This window comes from Pseudomonas sp. 2024-210, from assembly GCF_045062345.1.
Classification (GTDB): Bacteria; Pseudomonadota; Gammaproteobacteria; order Pseudomonadales; family Pseudomonadaceae; genus Aquipseudomonas.
In genome coordinates this window covers 212,539-230,503 of record NZ_JBJGEJ010000004.1, presented here as the reverse complement: position 1 = coordinate 230,503, position 17,965 = coordinate 212,539, and the positions used below count along the sequence as shown (strand labels likewise).

General features: G+C 54.0%; 15 protein-coding genes and 2 pseudogenes. 11 read left to right on the top strand and 6 right to left on the bottom strand.

All coding sequences use genetic code 11. From position 1 onward, the window contains the following. Positions 1-135: 135 nt before the first annotated feature. From ACI7MX_RS07995 to ACI7MX_RS07975, 5 genes are all read right to left on the bottom strand, one after another. Positions 136-1,428 carry an MFS transporter gene (locus ACI7MX_RS07995; protein WP_405588338.1) on the bottom strand — a complete coding sequence of 431 codons (1,293 nt, stop codon included), beginning with the start codon at positions 1,426-1,428 and terminating at the stop codon, positions 136-138. Between the two features lie 50 nt (positions 1,429-1,478). Beyond that, complete coding sequence (tcuB, locus tag ACI7MX_RS07990; RefSeq protein ID WP_314485929.1) at positions 1,479-2,636, bottom strand: tricarballylate utilization 4Fe-4S protein TcuB; 1,158 nt, start codon at positions 2,634-2,636, stop codon at positions 1,479-1,481. Further along, on the bottom strand, positions 2,623-4,077 hold the full coding sequence (tcuA, locus tag ACI7MX_RS07985) for an FAD-dependent tricarballylate dehydrogenase TcuA (RefSeq protein WP_405588335.1): 1,455 nt from the start codon (positions 4,075-4,077) through the stop codon (positions 2,623-2,625). Before tcuA ends, tcuB begins: the two co-directional genes overlap by 14 nt. A 168-nt stretch (positions 4,078-4,245) precedes the next feature. Further along, positions 4,246-5,181, bottom strand: coding sequence for a LysR substrate-binding domain-containing protein (locus ACI7MX_RS07980; RefSeq protein ID WP_314485933.1), 936 nt, complete (start codon positions 5,179-5,181; stop codon positions 4,246-4,248). A 94-nt stretch (positions 5,182-5,275) separates the two neighbouring features. Beyond that, positions 5,276-6,205 (bottom strand): LysR substrate-binding domain-containing protein, encoded by a 930-nt coding sequence (locus ACI7MX_RS07975; protein ID WP_405588331.1) that lies wholly within the window; start codon positions 6,203-6,205, stop codon positions 5,276-5,278. A gap of 166 nt (positions 6,206-6,371) precedes the next feature. Between ACI7MX_RS07975 and ACI7MX_RS07970 the strand changes: the two genes are divergently transcribed. After that, a complete protein-coding gene (locus ACI7MX_RS07970; RefSeq protein WP_405588328.1) occupies positions 6,372-7,382 on the top strand; it encodes an NAD(P)-dependent alcohol dehydrogenase in 1,011 nt (336 codons plus the stop codon). A 169-nt stretch (positions 7,383-7,551) separates the two neighbouring features. Here the strand turns inward: ACI7MX_RS07970 and ACI7MX_RS07965 are convergent, their stop codons facing one another. Then, complete coding sequence (locus ACI7MX_RS07965) at positions 7,552-8,451, bottom strand: helix-turn-helix domain-containing protein (RefSeq protein ID WP_405588325.1); 900 nt, start codon at positions 8,449-8,451, stop codon at positions 7,552-7,554. 297 nt (positions 8,452-8,748) lie between these two features. Here ACI7MX_RS07965 and tynA point away from each other — a divergent pair, with 297 nt between their 5' ends. The 10 genes and pseudogenes from tynA (at position 8,749) to ACI7MX_RS07915 (ending at position 17,965) form a co-directional block, all read left to right on the top strand. Then, positions 8,749-11,019: a primary-amine oxidase gene (gene tynA, locus ACI7MX_RS07960; protein WP_405588322.1), complete on the top strand. Its 2,271-nt coding sequence runs from the start codon at positions 8,749-8,751 to the stop codon at positions 11,017-11,019. A 56-nt stretch (positions 11,020-11,075) separates the two neighbouring features. Then, on the top strand, positions 11,076-11,222 hold the full coding sequence (locus ACI7MX_RS07955; RefSeq protein WP_405588319.1) for a hypothetical protein: 147 nt from the start codon (positions 11,076-11,078) through the stop codon (positions 11,220-11,222). A 706-nt stretch (positions 11,223-11,928) separates the two neighbouring features. Further along, positions 11,929-12,297 (top strand): metalloregulator ArsR/SmtB family transcription factor, encoded by a 369-nt coding sequence (locus tag ACI7MX_RS07950; protein WP_405588316.1) that lies wholly within the window; start codon positions 11,929-11,931, stop codon positions 12,295-12,297. Position 12,298: 1 nt separating this feature from the next. Beyond that, complete coding sequence (locus ACI7MX_RS07945) at positions 12,299-13,582, top strand: arsenic transporter (protein ID WP_405588313.1); 1,284 nt, start codon at positions 12,299-12,301, stop codon at positions 13,580-13,582. 28 nt (positions 13,583-13,610) lie between these two features. Then, positions 13,611-14,081 (top strand): arsenate reductase ArsC, encoded by a 471-nt coding sequence (locus tag ACI7MX_RS07940; RefSeq protein ID WP_314485948.1) that lies wholly within the window; start codon positions 13,611-13,613, stop codon positions 14,079-14,081. A 9-nt stretch (positions 14,082-14,090) separates the two neighbouring features. After that, positions 14,091-14,285, top strand: a pseudogene (locus ACI7MX_RS07935) (NADPH-dependent FMN reductase); the annotation flags it as partial. Between the two features lie 767 nt (positions 14,286-15,052). Continuing rightward, positions 15,053-15,382: a DUF1778 domain-containing protein gene (locus ACI7MX_RS07930; protein WP_405588310.1), complete on the top strand. Its 330-nt coding sequence runs from the start codon at positions 15,053-15,055 to the stop codon at positions 15,380-15,382. Continuing rightward, positions 15,339-15,893, top strand: a complete 555-nt coding sequence (locus ACI7MX_RS07925) for a GNAT family N-acetyltransferase (RefSeq protein ID WP_405588307.1) — start codon at positions 15,339-15,341, stop codon at positions 15,891-15,893. Before ACI7MX_RS07930 ends, ACI7MX_RS07925 begins: the two co-directional genes overlap by 44 nt. A 473-nt stretch (positions 15,894-16,366) precedes the next feature. After that, a pseudogene (locus tag ACI7MX_RS07920) lies at positions 16,367-16,587 on the top strand (hypothetical protein). A 256-nt stretch (positions 16,588-16,843) separates the two neighbouring features. Continuing rightward, positions 16,844-17,965 carry an AAA family ATPase gene (locus tag ACI7MX_RS07915; RefSeq protein WP_405588304.1) on the top strand — a complete coding sequence of 374 codons (1,122 nt, stop codon included), beginning with the start codon at positions 16,844-16,846 and terminating at the stop codon, positions 17,963-17,965.

The following is a 17,965-nucleotide window of genomic DNA, read 5'->3' as shown; positions in this document are numbered from 1 at the left end:
AACGGCAAATACTATAACCCCCCCCGTAGCAGCTGCCGAAGGCTGCGTTGGAGCGCGAAGCGGTCCTGATCTCCACCACTCTAATTCGGTACGCACCGTTGAACGGCGCGTGATAAAGGAAAGGCGTTTAACGTACTAAACAGTTCTGACCACCAACGCTTTTTGTCGACGATACAGCACCGTCGTCGCCGTGAACCCGCAGACCGCCGCGAACATCAGCCAATACGCAGGTGAAGCCTTGTCGCCCGTGGCCTGGACAAGCAGCGTCGAGATCGCCGGGGTAAAACCGCCAAACACCGCGGTAGCCAAACTGAACGCCAGTGAAAACCCGACCACCCGCACATTCTGTGGCATCACTTCGGTGAGCGCCGCCACCATGGCGCCGTTGTAAATACCAAAGAAGAATGAGAAGTACAGCAGCACAGCGAGCAGTCGTTCGAAACTCGCCGCCTCTGCCAGCCAGTGCATGGCGGGATACGCGGTAAAGATGCACAGCAGCGATATGGCCAGCAACAGGGGGCGACGACCAATGCGGTCAGAAAGCGCGCCGCCGATAGGCAGCCAGAAAAAGTTGCTGATACCCACTAGCAGTGTGACCACCAAGCTGTCGGTGGTACTCAGGTTCAGCACTGTCCTGCCAAAAGTCGGTGTGTAGACCGTGATCAAATAGAATGTGGTCGTAGTCATGGAGGCCAGCAAACCACCCGCCAGCACGGTGCGCCAATTATCACGCATCGAGCGGAACACCTCGCGGGTTGTTGGACGATGGCTACGCGCGGTGAAGGCTGCGGTTTCTTCCAATGAGCGGCGAATGATGAAGATGAACGGGATGATCACGCAGCCAATGAAGAACGGAATACGCCAGCCCCAAGCGGCAATTTCAGAGGCTTGCATCGAGGCATTGATCGCGTAGCCCAATGCCGCCGCAACGACGATCGCCACCTGCTGGCTGGCCGATTGCCAACTGGTGTAGAAACCGGTGTGGCCGGGCGTGGAAATCTCCGCCAGATACACGGAAACACCGCCCATTTCTGCGCCAGCGGAGAAGCCTTGCAGCAGCCTGCCCAACAACACCAGAATCGGTGCCGCCACGCCGATGGCCGCATAGCCAGGCACTAATGCGATCAATACGGTACCGGCTGCCATGATCGACAGCGTCACGATCAGCCCCTTGCGTCGGCCTACCTTGTCGATGTACGCCCCCAGCACAATGGCGCCTAAGGGACGCATCAGGAACCCGGAGCCGAATACGGCGAAGGTCAACATCAACGAAGCAAACTCGCTGGTGGCTGGAAAGAACGTCTGGGAGATGTAGGTTGCGTAAAACCCGAACAGGAAGAAGTCAAACTGCTCGAGAAAGTTACCGCTGGTGACCCGCAAAATGGCGCCCACTTTGGACCCACTGCCTCGGTTTGTTGTTGTTTTCATTATGGTTACCGTTGTGTTCACTATTATTGTTGGAGTTATGGCTTTAACCGTCAGTCGCTGCCGGCGTTGATGGGATTGGGTTGACGCTTCTCGATGGCGTGTTTCAGCAGCGCTGCGCTACGGAATATTCCATGTGCGAATTTGCTGTAGGGCATGGTCAAGAAAAACGCCATGACCAAGCCGAGATGAATAGCCAACATCAAACCCAAGGCACGGGTGTCGCGAAAAGCCAGAAGCGCCAGGCCGCTTGCACTGACCAGAAACAGCAGCGCGATGAAGCCGCGATCCATGGGCTTTTGCTTCTCATCGCCGTGCGCAGGGTTGCGACGCAGGTTCAGCCAAAGCAGCCCCGCCGGACCGATCAGCAGGCCGATGCCACCGGCCATACCCAGGATCACCGGCAAGCTGAAGATTGGATACGGCGCCGACCAATTCAACAGATAGTGAAAGAGTGTGGCGACTCCGGTGGCGGCGAAGCACAGCATGAATCCGTAGAAGGTGAGATGGTGGAAACGGCGCCGCCACAAGGTGAATTGATCGTCGGCGTTGTTGCAGCCTTCGCCATGGCCGCCGTCTAGGTATTTGAGCTTCGCGACATTGGCCGTGGCCTCCAGCGCAGCCGACGTTTTCAATGGCAGCGGCGCGGCAACCGGGGAAACGTTACGCCAGAAGCGCCTTACCCCCAAGGTCAGGGCAAGCACCGCAAAGCCGAACACTGAGCCAAACATCAGCGCCAAGGTGTTATGCGGGAAAATCTCATAGAAATCACCGCCGGGAATGGGCGTAAACAGGTTGCCCATGAGCATCAGGGTCAAGCATAAAAACAGGGCAAGCCCTCCACCCGACGCCAGTGCCAGGGTCAGGCCGTTGCGCTGATACAACTTGCCCATCACTTGCGGCCAAGCGTATTCGGCGTAGGTATCCAAGCGCACTTTGGCCATGGCTTTGGGGATATTAACGTCGAACTCGTGTGGGGCGGCGTACTGACAGGCGTGCAGGCATGCGCCGCAGTTATGGCACAAGTTCGCCAGGTAATGGACATCGGCCTGAGTGAATTCCAGGCGCCGCGTCATCGCAGGAAATACCGCACAAAAGCCTTCGCAATAACGGCAAGCGTTACAGATGGTCATCTGGCGCTGCACTTCGCTTTCGTCAAGATTCAACACCGGGATTAATGTGCCCGATGCCTTGGGATCAAACAGCTGCATGTAGAGACTCCGTCGTTACAGATGACACACCAAAGCCGACCGAAGCCGCTGCCTGCACACCGGCGATGCGACCAAAAGCGGTTCCGATAGCCATGCCGATGCCGGCGGTATAGCCCTTGCCCAGAACGTTGCCGGCCATCATTTCTCCTGCGACAAACAGGTTGGGGCTCGCTTTGCCGTTGAAATGCACGGCAGCGGTTTCGTCGGTAGCAAGGCCCAGGTAAGTGAACGTCACACCGGGTCTAAGCGGGTAAGCGTAGAAAGGAGGTTTAACCAAGGGCCGCGCCCAATGAGTTTTGGCGGGCGTCAGACCTTGGGTGTGACAGTCATCCAACGCCGTGTGATCGAACGTGCCAACATGGCAGGCGTTGTTGTAGTCCTCGACCGTCTTGACGAATGTGTCTTGAGGCAGCTTCAACTGCCGGGCAAGGTCTTGCAGCGTATTGGCGGTGGTGCCAGGAAATACCGGCGGCATGAAGCGGCCGATGGCTTGTTGATCAATGATCGAATACGCCTGCTGACCGGGTTGGCCGGCCACCAACCGCCCCCAGATTGCATAACGTTTCGGCCAAAAATCCTCACCTTCGTCGTAGAAACGTTCGCCATCACGGTTGACCACCACACCCAGCGATACACAGTCGATGCGGGTGCAGATGCCGCCGTCGTAGAGGGGAGCACGGGCATCAATCGCAACCATGTGTGCCTGAGTCGGATCGCCGATCACATCCGCGCCCAAGTCGAGCATGCGCCGCAGCAAAATGCCGGTGTTGAATCGGGTACCCCGAATCAGGAAATTGTCCGATGGCCATTCACCGCGTTCGTTCTGCCCCCAGGCCTCGCGCAGCCATTCTCGGTTGGATTCAAAGCCGCCGGCCGCCAACACACAGGCCCGGGCTTCGATACGTTCTGCGGGAAAATGCTGACCATCCACCTCATGTTCGGCCACATGGGCGGCGACGAAATTCCCGTCATCCAACTCGATGTCGGTCACTTGCGTGTTGTAGCGGACCTTCACACCCAGGCGCTCTGCGCTGCGGTAATAGGCATTGACCAGCGCTTTACCGCCGCCCATGAAAAAAGCATTGGTCCGCGCCACGTGCAGCGCGCCGGACAGCGGCGGCTGAAAATGCACGCCGTGCGAACGCATCCAGTCGCGGCATGATGACGATGCCCGAATGGCAATGCGCGCGAGCTTTTCATCCGTGAGGCCACCGGTAACCTTCAACAGGTCTTGCCAGTATTCTTCTTCCGGATAGGCATCGATCAGCACGTCCTGCGGTTCGTCATGCATGCACCGCAGGTTACGGGTGTGTTGGGAGTTGCCACCGCGCCAGATTTTCGGAGAGGCTTCCAGCAGCATCACACTGGCGCCCGCTTCTCGCGCCATCAGCGCGGCGCATAAGGCAGCGTTGCCACCCCCTATGATTAATACATCGATCATCATCACTCCTAGATGTGCAAGGAGACAGGTACGAAGGGCTCCTTGCGAGTGGGACGAACGATAGAGAGGACACAGGGTGACCGAAAGGCTGCTTTTAGCGCGGGGTGTTTAATTTTTCTAAAGGCTTGGTCATCAGGGGGCGTTCATGGATCACGGGTGAAAAGAGGTTTACCCGTCTATTCCTTCTATCCAAGTAGCACCCGGCCACAGTTTGTCGGCCACTAACTGTCGCGCCACATCGACGAGCACCAGACGCGTTGCCAGTGCCGCGGGTGAGAGTTCGTCGTCAGCCAGTGTCGCCAGAAGATTACGCCGGCCCACATGGAGGTCGGCGATCCTGACCATCGATAGCCCGCAGCGATCTTTAAAGGCGGCGGCTGCCCCCGGTTGTATGGTTGCGGCATGACCGGCCCGAACCGCATTCATCAAAACCGCGAGACCGTCGACCTCCATGATGACATTGGGGGTAAGGCCGACCCGCTCGAACGCGCTCGTCAGTGTCGAACGCAAGCCATGTTGAACGCTAGGCATCACCAGCGGCAGGCTACCGAGATCGGCCAGTTGCACGCTGTCACCCGAAGGCGCATGAGGCAGGCCGGATGCTGCAATGACAAACAGCTTTTCATCGAGCAGCGGAGTCACGCTCCAGCGTTTACCGCCTTCGAGCTGGAACAGGATGGCCAAGTCAATTTGTCGTGAGTTGAGCTGCGCCGCCAAGTGGCCGGAAAGCATTTCCACCAAATGCAGTTGGATGTCCGGATAACGCGCACGCATTGCGCTGATCAATGGCAACGCGATCACCGTCGCCGTGGTCGGTGCCAGGCCAACGCTGACATAACCGCTCATTCGCCCGCGATGGGCGGCCATGACTGCGTTTTCCGCCTGGCGCAGGGTCAATTGAGCATGATGTAGAAATGCAAATCCGGCGCTCGTGGGCGTCACCCCGGTAGAGGTTCGATTGAGGAGACGGGTGCACAGTTCGCTTTCCAGCTTGGCGATTTGCTGACTGAGGGCTGACACCCCAACCTCCAGCTCCAGTGCCGCACGCCCCAAACTGCCAAGCTCGATAATTTTGACGAAATAGCGCAGTTGTCTCAGTTCCAATGTGGCTGTTCCTTGCTAATTTGTTATTCAACTACCTGAACACTTGTCACGCACGGCGCGAAGCCCCTGAGGCTACAACGTGCGCCCTCCGGGTCTAAGCCCCGGGGTCTTGTTGTTCAAGCCACACAGGATACAGAAGCGCAAAGCTATGACTCACCCAGTCGACAAACGCATGTACCTGCGGTGCAAGATGCGTTCTGCTTGGATACAACACGGACACCGGACGCGGCCTTGGCCGAATGCTTTCAAGTACCTCCACCAAAGAGCCGTCAGCCAGGTACCGCTCCAGCGTGATCCCCGGTGCCTGAAGAATGCCAAAACCGGCTACGCCACATTGCACATAGGCATTGGACTCATTGACGACGATGCCTCGGTGGCTGGTATAACCCCTGTCGATGCCGCCCTGCGAGAACTGCCAAGGGAGCGGCCGGTGGCTATGACCGGATAGAAAACGTATGCAATGGTGAGTATCCAGCGCCTCCAGAGTCTCCGGCGCCCCGAATTCATTGATATAGTCAGGCGCCGCGCACGTCACCATGGTTGCCATACCAATACGTCTGGCCACCAGACTGGAGTCTGGTAACTCTCCGATCCTGAGCACGCAATCCACACCCTCTGCAATCAGATCCACCGTACGGTCGGTCACCCCCAAAGCCATTTCGATTTGCGGATGACTATGGGTGAACGCTCTCAAACTTGTAATGAAGGCCGGTTGGGAAAGCGCCGATGGGATATCAACGCGCAGTTTTCCGCGAAGAGATGCCCCCGCAGCATCGAACATGGAGGTTGTCTCAGCCAGGCGACCGAGAATATCCATGACCCGTTCGTAGAACTGCTCACCCTCAGTGGTCAGTCGCACTTGTCGGGTTGTACGCTGAAAAAGTCGCACCCCAAGTGTCGCTTCCAGCTCCTGTATGGCTCTGGTGACCTGAGGGCGCCCCAATTGAGTGGCATCAGCGGCTTTCGTGAAGCTCCCAAGCTCGGCAACGCGAACAAAAACCTGCATTGATTGAAGCAGTTCCATACACCCTCGATCATTTTGTTGCTGCTTTAAGGGATCAATCCTGGGGCATTGTTGCTTCTAAAGACAACAGTGCTGTTCTACTTGGCGCATTTATTGTTGTCCACCCAAAAGGAACAATGGCTGCACCCTCACCCGATATCACGGGTGCCCTTTAAGGAGAAACGAAATGAAAGCCTGGCTTTTGAATGATTTTGGTCTCGACAATTTAGTGTTAAGTGAAACCCCCACTCCAGAACCAAAAGCTGGAGAGTTGCTGGTCAAAGTGGGCGCTGTTTCACTCAACTTCCGCGACAAAGCCATCGTCGACGGTATTTACGAACCCCATAAGGTGCCCAAACCGCTGATACCCGTGAGCGATGCAGCAGGAACCGTAGTCGCTGTGGGGGAAGGCGTCAGCCGATTCAACGTGGGCGACCGGGTAAACTCGCACTTGTATTCGCGCTGGATTGATGGCGCTCCTGGCCCGGACGAACCCGATTACTGCTTTGGCTCACCCCTGCCAGGCGGGCTGGCCGAGTACATGATCATTCACGAGGATAGCGCTGTGCGCGCCCCCGATAACATGTCGGACGAAGAAGCTTCGACACTGCCTATCGCCGCGCTGACGGCCTGGTATTCACTTGTGGACTACGGCCAGATCAAAGCCGGAGAAAGCGTGCTCGTGCAGGGTACGGGCGGTGTGTCGATCTTTGCTGTGCAACTGGCTACCGCGTTGGGCGCCAAAGTCATTGTCACCTCGAGCAATGACGCGAATCTGGAGGCTGCCATGAAACTGGGCGCAGTTGCCGGGGTGAACTACCGGACCTACCCGGACTGGGAAGAACAAGTGCTGAAGCTTACCGACGGCAAAGGGGTCGATTTGCTGCTGGACGTGGCCGGTGGCAATGGCCTGAACCAGTCAATCGCAGCGACCAAGGCGGCTGGCAAGATCGCACAAATCGGTTTCCTGACAGGACAAACCACCGCGCTTGGCCTGATGCCGTTGATTTTCCGGCAGACGACCATCCGTGGCATCGCAGTCGCGCCACGCTCGTCGTTCGACCGCATGAACGCCTTTCTTAACGAGAACCAAATCAAACCCGTCATTGACAAGGTCTATCCATTTGCAGAAGCTCGCCAAGCTTATGAACACTTGGCGAGGGGCGCTTTCGGCAAGGTCGTTATCAAGATCGCCTGATTGCTTGTGGGGGTAATGTTGAGTTACCCCTGCTTGTTGACACGGGTTTGCTTCTGAGAACGGCCAAGGGCTTTCTTTTCATTCGAAACCTGCAACTTCAAGCACTCTTGCAGACCGAATTCTACAAATATTCATACTTTTAGTTCGTGTGCGACCTCTATGCCACGCGTTAACTTCGCTCAAGGCATCGCAAAGCCGATGGCAACTCGTTAAACAGTTTCTGGTACTCCAAAGTGAAATAACTCGAATGGCTAAACCCCCAACGTTCGGCAATATCGGCAATGCTTGCATGGGGATCTTCTTTCAATGCGCGGCGCGCACCGTTCAATCGAACCGAGCGCATATAGTGGATAGGTGTCACCGCAGCCACGGACTGAAAACTGTACTGAAGTGTGCGTCGTGATACTTTCAAACGTCGACAAAACTCAAGTACGTTTGATGAAGCTGCAGGTTCTTCTATCAACCACTGATGACACCGTTCAACAATGTAACCGCGGGTACTTGGCCGCGGCGATTCCTGAGGAACATTAATCACTCGCTCCAACCATTCGACGACCAGGACCGTCAGCGACTGCAATGTCGCGCTTGTCGGCGATCCCTCCATTAAAGACTTGAACATCACTATGCCAGGCACTAAACGGTGTGCTTGCAGGCACACTCGCTTGGGCCGATTCAGTTGCATCAATGCATGGAGTACTGCTTCGTCCAACAGCCCGCGTAATGTTGCATAGGGAATCGACATGCAGAGTACATCCATGCCCGCCGGAGTAAAAACACGATATTCGTCGTTCGGCAGCAGCACCGTGGCGTATTGTTCGGCCATCACCCCTTGATCATCCACTGCTGGCCAAGCAAGCGGGAATAAGAGGTTAACTGCATTCTGCGGGAGGCAGATGTGCTGGATAACCTGCTGATTGAGACGCTCACGAAACAGCTGAACTTCACCCGCCTGGACTACATCCAACCGCCCTTCGAGGCTGCCGCAACTGAGCTGGTCATAGCGCTGTCGCCAGCCTGGCAGTGCGTTGGCATGCTCGACAATATCGGTTGTTCGAAGGGACTGGCGCACACTGAACCTCTACGGGCTGAACCCTGCAACGGGCAAATGTTACAAATTATTAGCAAGCGTTATGCCAATAGCCCTCCCCCCTTCACTACGCGCTAAACGCCCCTGAGGATCCATTTCAAGCACCAACTTAATGCATCCTTGCGTTAAGTTAGTGCACTTCTTTAGCACAACTCACATTAAAAGCCTGCGGCATGATGAATTGCCAATTTGTGTTAAATGCCGCCAACAACTGCACCTTAAAGTGATTGTGCCTGCCCGCTTTCGATTACGTTGCTGGGAACTTTAAGGACTCCACTTATGAGTAAGACACTCAAACGCCGTCACTTTAAATTAGCTCCGATGGCCTTGGCATTAATCTTTGCCGGCCTTACTTCAACCGCCCATGCACATGGCGGCGCAGCGCAGATGGTGCCTCTAAAGTCGACCCTGGAAAACTTTGGGGCCACTGTCAAATGGGACGACTATGCCAACCTCTTCGTTATTTCCAAAGACGGGGCCTATGTTAAGGTAAAACCGAACAGCCACGTGGCGATGCTTAACGGCAAAAGATTTGAGCTTAGCGTACCGGTGGTTTTCAAAAACAATACAGCACTGATGTCGCACGACTTCATTAATGAAGTATTCCAGTCTGGCCTGGATAAAACCTTTAGCGTCGAAACCCGTCCACATCCACTTAATGCTTTGAGTGCCGACGAGATCAAGCTCGCTGTCGAGGCGATCAACCGTTCAGCGCACTACAAACCCAATTTCCGGTTCACGGAGATATCGCTCCGGGGGCCGAAAAAAAGCGAAGTGTGGGACTTCATCTATACCGGAAAACCCGTGAGTCAACCTCGCGAAGCCGCTGTGACCGTCCTCGATGGCAGGCACGTCGTCGAAGCCGTGGTAGACCTGGGCACCCAAAAAGTTCTGAGTTGGGAAGCGATCAAGGATGCGCACGGGATGGTCTTGCTGGACGACTTCGCGACCGTGCAGTCTGTCATAGAAGGCAGCACTGAATATGCTCAGGCGCTGGCCAAGCGTGGCATCAACGATCCCAAGAAGGTCGTCACTACTCCGCTCACGGTGGGCTATTTTGATGGTAAAGACGGCCTTACGCAGGACAAACGCTTGCTTAAGGTGGTCAGCTATCTGGATGTCGGCGATGGTAACTACTGGGCTCATCCGATCGAAAACTTGGTCGCCATCGTCGACCTGGAAAGCAAGAGCGTGATCAAGATCGAAGATGCAGGGATAGTGCCGGTGCCAATGAAGCCCACGCCTTATGACGGGCGCGGACGTAAAGCGGCAACCGTCAAGCCACTGGAGATCATCGAACCTGAGGGCAAGAACTACACGATCACCGGTAACAGCATCCACTGGCAGAACTGGGACCTGCATCTGGCACTCGATTCGCGGGTAGGCCCAGTGATTTCCACGGTCACCTACAACGATCAGGGCAAGAAACGCAAAGTCATGTACCAAGGTTATTTGGGCGGCATGATCGTGCCCTATGGTGATCCAGACGTGGGCTGGTACTTCAAAGCTTATCTCGATTCCGGGGACTACGGCATGGGGACTCTCACCTCCCAGATCCAGCCCGGCAAAGACGCGCCTCAAAACGCAGTGCTACTGGACGCGACCATCGCCGACTACAAGGGCTCGCCCACCAAAATCCCGCGCGCGATGGCGATCTTCGAACGTTATGCAGGCCCGGAATACAAGCATCAGGAAATGGGCCAACCCAACCTCAGCACCGAGCGCCGGGAACTGGTCATTCGCTGGATCAGCACCATCGGCAACTACGACTACATTTTTGACTGGGTCTTCCAAGAAAACGGGGTAATCGGTATCGACGCCGGTGCAACGGGCATCGAGGCGGTTAAAGGCGTGAAGTCCAGCACCCTTCATGACGCCACAGCCAAAGAAGACACTCGCTACGGTACCTTGATCGACCACAATATTGTCGGCACCACCCACCAACACATCTACAACTTCCGCCTGGACATGGACGTAGATGGCGAGAACAACTCGTTGGTCGAACTTAATCCGGTGGTTGCCAAAAACGACCGCGGTGGGCCGCGCACCAGCACCATGCAAATTGACCAAAACGTGGTCAGCACTGAACAGCAAGCTGCGCAAAAGTTCGATCCCGCGACCATTCGCCTGGTCAGCAACACGGGCAAGGAAAACAAGATGGGCTATCCGGTTTCCTACCAAGTGATCCCGTATGCCGGGGGGACGCACCCGGTGGCTAAGGGCGCCAACTTCGGCAGCGACGAATGGTTGCTTAACCGACTGAGCTTCATGGACAAGCAAATATGGGTGACCCGTTACGACCCTCAAGAGCGTTATCCCGAAGGGCAATACCCGAATCGCTCTGCAACGGATACCGGTCTGGGCCTGTTCACAGCCAACAACCAATCGATCGAGAATAGCGACAACGTGGTGTGGCTGACCACGGGTACCACTCACGTGGCACGCGCAGAGGAGTGGCCGATCATGCCAACCGAATGGGTTCACGTACTGCTCAAGCCTTGGAACTTCTTCGACGAGACCCCCACACTGAACCTCAACTCACCGAAATAAGCACAGCCTTTGCAGCCGTTTCCAACGACCCCCGCTTTGCCTGCGATTAGTCATATATGCAGATTAAAACCCATGACGCGCCTGCACACAGTTTGAAAACGCTCGTCAACGAGAAGGTAAAAGTGGCCACTGATACCGACTGGAAGTTAGTGACCAAGGCGGGCCTTGAGGCCATTACTCAAGAAATCTTGAAGCAGCTTTAAGCGGCTTCAGTGCATTCTCTGCGACCGTCTATATCAGTGACCAACGTCATAATTGGCCACGGGTGTATTCGGTCCTTTTCGTTGTGGCTGAGGCGAAAGAGGATTTCAGTGAGCATGTGCGCAACATTCCCAGTTTGAAGAAAGGCACCCGTCAAGGAAGCGGCTCGTTGAGTCAGGTAAGGTTTTTTTCGAAATAAACGCGCTTGAAACCCTCTTCCTCGCGGCGCGCCACTTTTCTATAACCGAGCTTGGAGTAGATCGAGAGGTTGCGAAATCGGCGACCATCGGAGCGGGCTTGCGCCCGATCATTGGCACATATCGCGCATAGGCCTGTTCAGCACAATCTTTGATAACGGGTTCATCACATGCTTGGGCTAGCCGAATCATATAGGTCTGCTAAGTCACAGGGGATTCAATACTGTCCGAGTGGCCTCCCTGTAGCAACATCTGCTCGACCTTCCATGGCTTTCACGATTTAACACGTACCAGCGTTGTGATGGTTGGGAGTAATGAGACTGGAAAAGCGCGCAGCGTATGCTGCGTGAAGGGTTATCGACACTTTGGCGAGTGCCAGAAACGAGAATCAAAACTGGCAGTGCCCGGTGATCGTCTACATTCGGCCAAAAGTAGACAATCGACATGAAGTTACTTGCCAATGATATATGGATATACGTATATTCGATTTTTCATATGTACAGAGCGACCCATGATCACTCCTCCCGAAGTCTTTAAGAGCCTCGCTGACGAAACCCGCGTCCGCGCCATGCTGCTCATCGCCGATCAAGGTGAACTCTGCGTCTGTGAACTGATGTGTGCGCTTGACGACAGCCAGCCGAAAATCAGCCGCCATCTCGCGCAACTGCGCAGCAATGGTTTGCTGCTTGATCGCCGTCAGGGCCAGTGGGTCTATTACCGTCTCAACCCGGATCTGCCAGCGTGGGTGCGCGAAATCCTGCAAGTGACGTCCCTGGCTAATGCTGATTGGCTAAAGGACAACGTCGTCCGCCTGCAGGACATGGACGGACGTCCGGTGCGCGAAGCTGCCTGCTGCTTAATCCGGATGAGAGAGTTTTGAAATGTTGCTGGCTTTCGCTGTTTTCGTCTTCACCCTCGTACTGGTCATCTGGCAACCCAAAGGATTGGGCGTCGGTTGGAGCGCCACGTTCGGTGCCGTGATCGCTCTGGCTGTCGGTGCCGTTTCGCTGCAGGACATTCCTACAGTGTGGGCCATCGTCTGGAACGCCACCGCCACGTTTATCGCGGTGATCATCATCAGCCTGCTGCTGGATGAAGCCGGCTTCTTTGAATGGGCGGCACTCCACGTTGCACGATGGGCAAAGGGCAGTGGCTATCGACTGTTTGCGTTCTGCGTGTTGCTCGGCGCGGCAGTGGCGGCAGTGTTCGCCAACGACGGTGCGGCGCTGATCCTTACGCCTATTGTCATGTCGATGTTGCTGGCGCTGCGCTTTTCACCGGCGGCGACGTTGGCATTCGTGATGGCTGCAGGGTTCATTGCAGACACGGCCAGCCTGCCGCTGGTGGTGTCCAATCTGGTCAACATTGTCTCCGCCGACTACTTCGGCTTGGGCTTTGCCGAATATGCATCGGTGATGGTGCCGGTGAGTCTGGTCAGTGTCGCGGCGACGTTGCTGGTGCTGTTTGTGTATTTCCGGCGCGATGTGCCACAGCGCTACCCAGTTGAGGCGCTTCAGCAACCCAAAGCAGCGATTCGTGACCACGCCACCTTCGTGGTCGGCGGCTGGACACTGCTGATATTGCTGGTCGGGCTGTTCACTCTGGAACCACTGGGGATTCCTGTCAGTGCCGTCGCGGCATTGTGTGCGGCGATCCTTTTTGCGGTCGCTGCCAAGGGCCACAAGATCGCTACCCGACGGATTTTGCGTGATGCGCCGTGGCAAATCGTGGTGTTCTCGCTGGGCATGTACCTGGTGGTGTATGGCCTGAAGAATGCCGGGTTGACTGACCTGCTGGCCGCCGTCCTCGACCGCCTGGCCGGGCAAGGTTTATGGAGCGCCACCCTCGGCACCGGCCTGCTGTCCGCGCTGTTGTCATCGGTGATGAACAACATGCCCAGCGTGCTGATCGGTGCACTGTCGATCCAGGCCAGCGACGCCCAAGGGCTCGTTCGCGAAGCGATGATCTACGCCAACATCATTGGCTGCGACCTTGGCCCGAAAATCACCCCCATCGGTAGCCTCGCCACGTTGCTCTGGCTGCATGTGCTGGAACGCAAAGGTCTGCGCATCACCTGGGGCTACTACTTCAAGGTCGGCATTGTGCTGACCCTTCCTGTTCTGTTGATCACTCTTTCGGCGCTAGCACTGCGCTTGAGCCTTTGATGTCCACCAAAAGCGGTAGGAGCAATCCATGCGAGTTCTGTTCATGTGCACGGCCAACAGTTGCCGCAGCATCCTCTCTGAAGCCATGTTCAATCATCTTGCGCCAGCGGGATTCGAAGCGGTCAGTGCCGGCAGTTTTCCTAAAGGTCAGGTGTTGCCGCGAAGCCTGTCGACGCTGCAACAGGCCGGCATCGCCATTGTTAGCCTGCACAGCAAAGGCAACGATGCCTTCGAAAGCAACCCGCCGGACATCGTCATCACCGTGTGCGACAAAGCCGCCGGCGAGACTTGCCCGGTGTATTTCGGCACCGCGCTGAAATCCCACTGGGGACTGGAAGATCCATCCGATGTGAATGGTGACGACGCGACGATTGACGCAGCTTTCCGAGCGACATTGGCGCGCATCGGACTACGCTGCCAGGCCTTCCTCGATCTGCCCTTTGCAACCCTCAGCCGCGATGAATTGAAAACCGCACTCGACCGAATCGGCACGTTTTAAGGAGAACCCATGTCCGCCCATCTACCCAACCTCGACCTGACCTTGTTCGATGGCGGCAAACCGGCGAAACCGGGCGAGCACAAACCGCGCATCCTGCTGCTTTACGGCTCGACCCGCGAACGCTCGTTCAGCCGTCTGCTGGTAGAGGAAGCCGCGCGCCTGCTCGAACACTTCGGCGCCGAAACGCGAATCTTCAACCCGTCCGACGATTTTGAAACGGAGGCAGGCGTGAAATCTGGAGAAGTCACGCAAAAGTCACGCACATGAAAAAGGCAAATGCGGTAAACATTGGCCTAAGTCATTGAAAAATATGGTCGGGACGGAGTGATTCGAACACTCTACCCCTAGCACCCCATTCAAGCTTGTATCTCTACAGGCCGCTAATTTCAAGGCTTCGCGCTTGGCGCTCGCTGCAACGATGCCCAACAGTGCTGAACCGTGAGTGACAAAGTCACTCGAAAAGTCACTCAACCTTTTTTGCCCCCCAACCGACTTCCTACCGACCGAACACTATCCCAAGCCTGCCGACATAAAACCCTATCCAGCCGCTTCAGCAAAGCCCCCGTTGATGGATTGGGTTTAGTTCTCCTCCGCAGCCCGGCCCGTCTAGCCCTAAGGGACGGTGAGGTTAAGGGCTTCTCTGTTCATGAGCTTTATCTCTAACCCCCTCACTACCTTCCACTGACTCACCTTCTGGCTAGGCACCTGCATCTTGGTACGTACAATAAACGTATCTATTGACAGCCCTCCAACCCAGCGCTACCATGTGTCTCGTACGGCTTATGTACGTATGCAAATGACACATAAATCAAAGCCGATTACGAAGTATTAATCAACCACAGATGCCATAAACCACGAAGGAGTCGTAATGGAAAGTACTCGAGAAGGAGCTCAGCTCGTAGAGAGCTGGACGTAAACCAGAAGAAGGAAGTGCATCACTTTATATATCGATACACACAGAGGAAAGCACTATGTCTTTTGTAGCAGAGACACTACAGGGTGCAAAAACTGCAAGACTTGATCTTAAAACTACAGAATTTGCAAAAGAATTTATTCGTAAAGCAGCAACCATTTCCGGTTTAGATATGACCTCTTTCATATTGGCATCGGCTTTCGAAAAAGCTGAGGCAGTTATGGATACATATCAACGGATTGAACTTTCGGAGAAAGCCTTCGCTCGAGCGCACGAATTAAGCCGAGCAAGCTCCGAAGCCCCGAAGGCCCATAAAAATCTAGTAAAACTATTAAGGAGTAGAAATGAACGATCCAGACCTAACATACGCCCAGGTGAATCTGAATGATGCGTTGGAGGATGTAAAACTTCCGAAGAAATTTAGCTGTGGGGATGCCATACTCGACAAGTATGTAAACTCGGGCAATCTCAAACGCGCGATTCAGTCTGAGAACCTTCACGCCACCGGCATGTTTGATGATACGAAAGAACTCATCGGCTTCATGACGGTGGGCTTCGGTATCTTAGATAAGACCCGGGTGAAGACGTTCCTTAAAGGAAACCAGCCTCCACAGCTTCCTGTGGCGAAGGTCATCATGATCGCTGTTGATGAGCGCCATCAAGGTCTCGGGCTTGGTACAGACCTGATGCTGGAAGCGTTCACCAAAGCAGTGACCGTTCACAAAACGATCCCGTTGAAGGGTGTTTACCTTGATGCAGCCCCTGGCAAGGAAACGTTCTACTCTGAGATGTTTGGGTTCACGGCTCTTGAAGGGCCAGGCCCCGCCGGTAGTACTCCGATGTATATCCCAATTGAGAACGTCATCGCCGCCCTTTTGGAGGCAGACAATCTCGAGTAATGAGACGAGGCCATGCCCAGCTCACCATAATGGCTAGCAGTAAACCTGCTAGCCATTTTTTTATGCGCACCCATCCTCCCCAACCTTATAAAGCACAAACCGATCAGATTATCGAGAGTCAAACTAGGGGACAGCGTGCCACTCCCCGCTCAAGCTGAACTTCACGAAATAGAACTAACCCGAATGTATTCCATTAGGCTGGGCATAAAATGATGGATTGGACTTACTTACCGTCCCACGCAATAAAATAAAGGCCGAGATAGCGGTTAAAAAACCGCCGTACCAATTTCGTACCAGCAGTATATGCCTTCATCAAACTTGGCTTTCTCTCTCACCTTCTGTAGCAAAGATTAAGCAACAGCTTTCGGCTCCAATCGCGAACACTGTCGTTGCATTCCAACCCCCTGATCCCGTCACTCCGTCCGATCCATGGATTCCAAGCTGCTACGCTCTCTTTTCACTGAGGAATCGCCATGCCGAACTCAGACCTACTCCATCACTGCTGTACAAAATCAATGAAAACCAATTCGCCTTGGAGGCTGCCATTTTAGAACTCTCGAGCTGGGTTGAGCGGCGTGGTTCAGCCGAGGTCGCCGACAACATCCGCTGCACTCTGTCGGCTATCGACCGTAAAGAGGAATTCATCAAGATGACACTTGCAGTGATGATGGCACCGGCTGTCGACTGGCAGTAGTGCCTTGCCCTTCTGTACTAGCTCGATTCAACGGAAAAGATTTGGCTCTAATGATAGGCAGCAATCAGCCAATTCTTGACGCTTGGATCGGCGGTCACCCAGTAGGAGTGAGCGTACGCTGAACGCATCTCGCGATTACTCACACAGTAACCTTGCAGCACCTCGCCAATAAACACCATCATTCTAAGAAAACGCTGCTCTGAAGCGTCGCCCCATGATACGATCCGCTATTTAAATGCCAAGAAGACCTTACATTATGCATATTAAAGAGCTAAGCTTATATAATGTATACAAGGACGGAGAGACCTCAAGATTAAAATTTGAGACCCCTTTAACCATTCTTACTGGTTATAACGGAAGCGGCAAAACAACTCTTCTTGGGATAATTCACAGCACCTTGTCTATGATAGCAGGGGAGGAGTACCAGTTTCCAAAAAGCAACTGGGGCTGCGAAATATCGCTCAAAAATGAAACAAAGCTATTTCATGCAAAAATAGCAAGACCAGTAAAACCAAATTTTAAGCCTCCAACCTTGAAAGGTCGAAAAGAGACTATTGATCCAGCGGCGCTCGAGAATTTCTACAAAAGAATATTTAGCGAAACTATAGATCCAAGTAAACAGATTGACACCATCGTTAAGAAAGAAGGGGAAGGTCGCCCGAGCCTTTCAATAAACATTGTCAACATCATTAGAAACACTCAAAACGAAGAAGTCAAACTTAGCTCTACGCTATACTGCGATGAAATTTTCAACTCTAAAGAACAAGAGTATGAATCACAAAAACTAGAAGAGCTTGATATATTTTCCAAAAACAAGAATCTCGATAAAACCCTATTACTTTTATTAAAAGACTTCTCCAGCGAAGTATCGGACAGCAGCACATCCACCAAAGTTTACGAACAATGGCAGGAACTACTCGAAATAATCAACCTAGACCAACTTAAGGCCAAGAAAGAACTTGCCGAGCACATACGCTCCATAAGAAATTTCAACATTAAAAAAACTGATACCAACACATTTCTTGAGGAGGCAAACATATTCTTCAAGAAAACTCACCGCACATTAATAATCAACGAAAAAAATCTACTTGCCTTAAAAACAAACAGAGGCGAAGTTCAATGGTACGACTTTTCTAAAGGCGAAAAAACTTTAATTTGCCTGTTGCTTGCCGCCCACTTAAATCGGTCTGCAGAAAAGATTTTTCTTCTTGACGAACCTGACCTATCTCTTCACATCACTTGGCAAAAACAACTATTACCCAGCCTTCAAAAACTCTCTCCTAACTCTCAATTTATTGTTGCCACCCACTCCCCTGCCCTTGTTGGGCGTTGTGAAAATGAAAAAATCATTAACATTGCATCGCTTTCAAGGGCTTGA

Bases quoted from the DNA above. Each gene is read 5' to 3' on its own strand.
- ACI7MX_RS07995 (WP_405588338.1), bottom strand. From the start codon at position 1,428: ATGAAAACAACAACAAACCGAGGCAGTGGGTCCAAAGTGGGCGCCATT.
- tcuB (WP_314485929.1), bottom strand. From the start codon at position 2,636: ATGCAGCTGTTTGATCCCAAGGCATCGGGCACATTAATCCCGGTGTTG.
- tcuA (WP_405588335.1), bottom strand. From the start codon at position 4,077: ATGATCGATGTATTAATCATAGGGGGTGGCAACGCTGCCTTATGCGCC.
- ACI7MX_RS07975 (WP_405588331.1), bottom strand. From the start codon at position 6,205: ATGGAACTGCTTCAATCAATGCAGGTTTTTGTTCGCGTTGCCGAGCTT.
- ACI7MX_RS07970 (WP_405588328.1), top strand. From the start codon at position 6,372: ATGAAAGCCTGGCTTTTGAATGATTTTGGTCTCGACAATTTAGTGTTA.
- tynA (WP_405588322.1), top strand. From the start codon at position 8,749: ATGAGTAAGACACTCAAACGCCGTCACTTTAAATTAGCTCCGATGGCC.
- ACI7MX_RS07955 (WP_405588319.1), top strand. From the start codon at position 11,076: ATGCAGATTAAAACCCATGACGCGCCTGCACACAGTTTGAAAACGCTC.
- ACI7MX_RS07950 (WP_405588316.1), top strand. From the start codon at position 11,929: ATGATCACTCCTCCCGAAGTCTTTAAGAGCCTCGCTGACGAAACCCGC.
- ACI7MX_RS07945 (WP_405588313.1), top strand. From the start codon at position 12,299: ATGTTGCTGGCTTTCGCTGTTTTCGTCTTCACCCTCGTACTGGTCATC.
- ACI7MX_RS07940 (WP_314485948.1), top strand. From the start codon at position 13,611: ATGCGAGTTCTGTTCATGTGCACGGCCAACAGTTGCCGCAGCATCCTC.
- ACI7MX_RS07930 (WP_405588310.1), top strand. From the start codon at position 15,053: ATGTCTTTTGTAGCAGAGACACTACAGGGTGCAAAAACTGCAAGACTT.
- ACI7MX_RS07925 (WP_405588307.1), top strand. From the start codon at position 15,339: ATGAACGATCCAGACCTAACATACGCCCAGGTGAATCTGAATGATGCG.
- ACI7MX_RS07915 (WP_405588304.1), top strand. From the start codon at position 16,844: ATGCATATTAAAGAGCTAAGCTTATATAATGTATACAAGGACGGAGAG.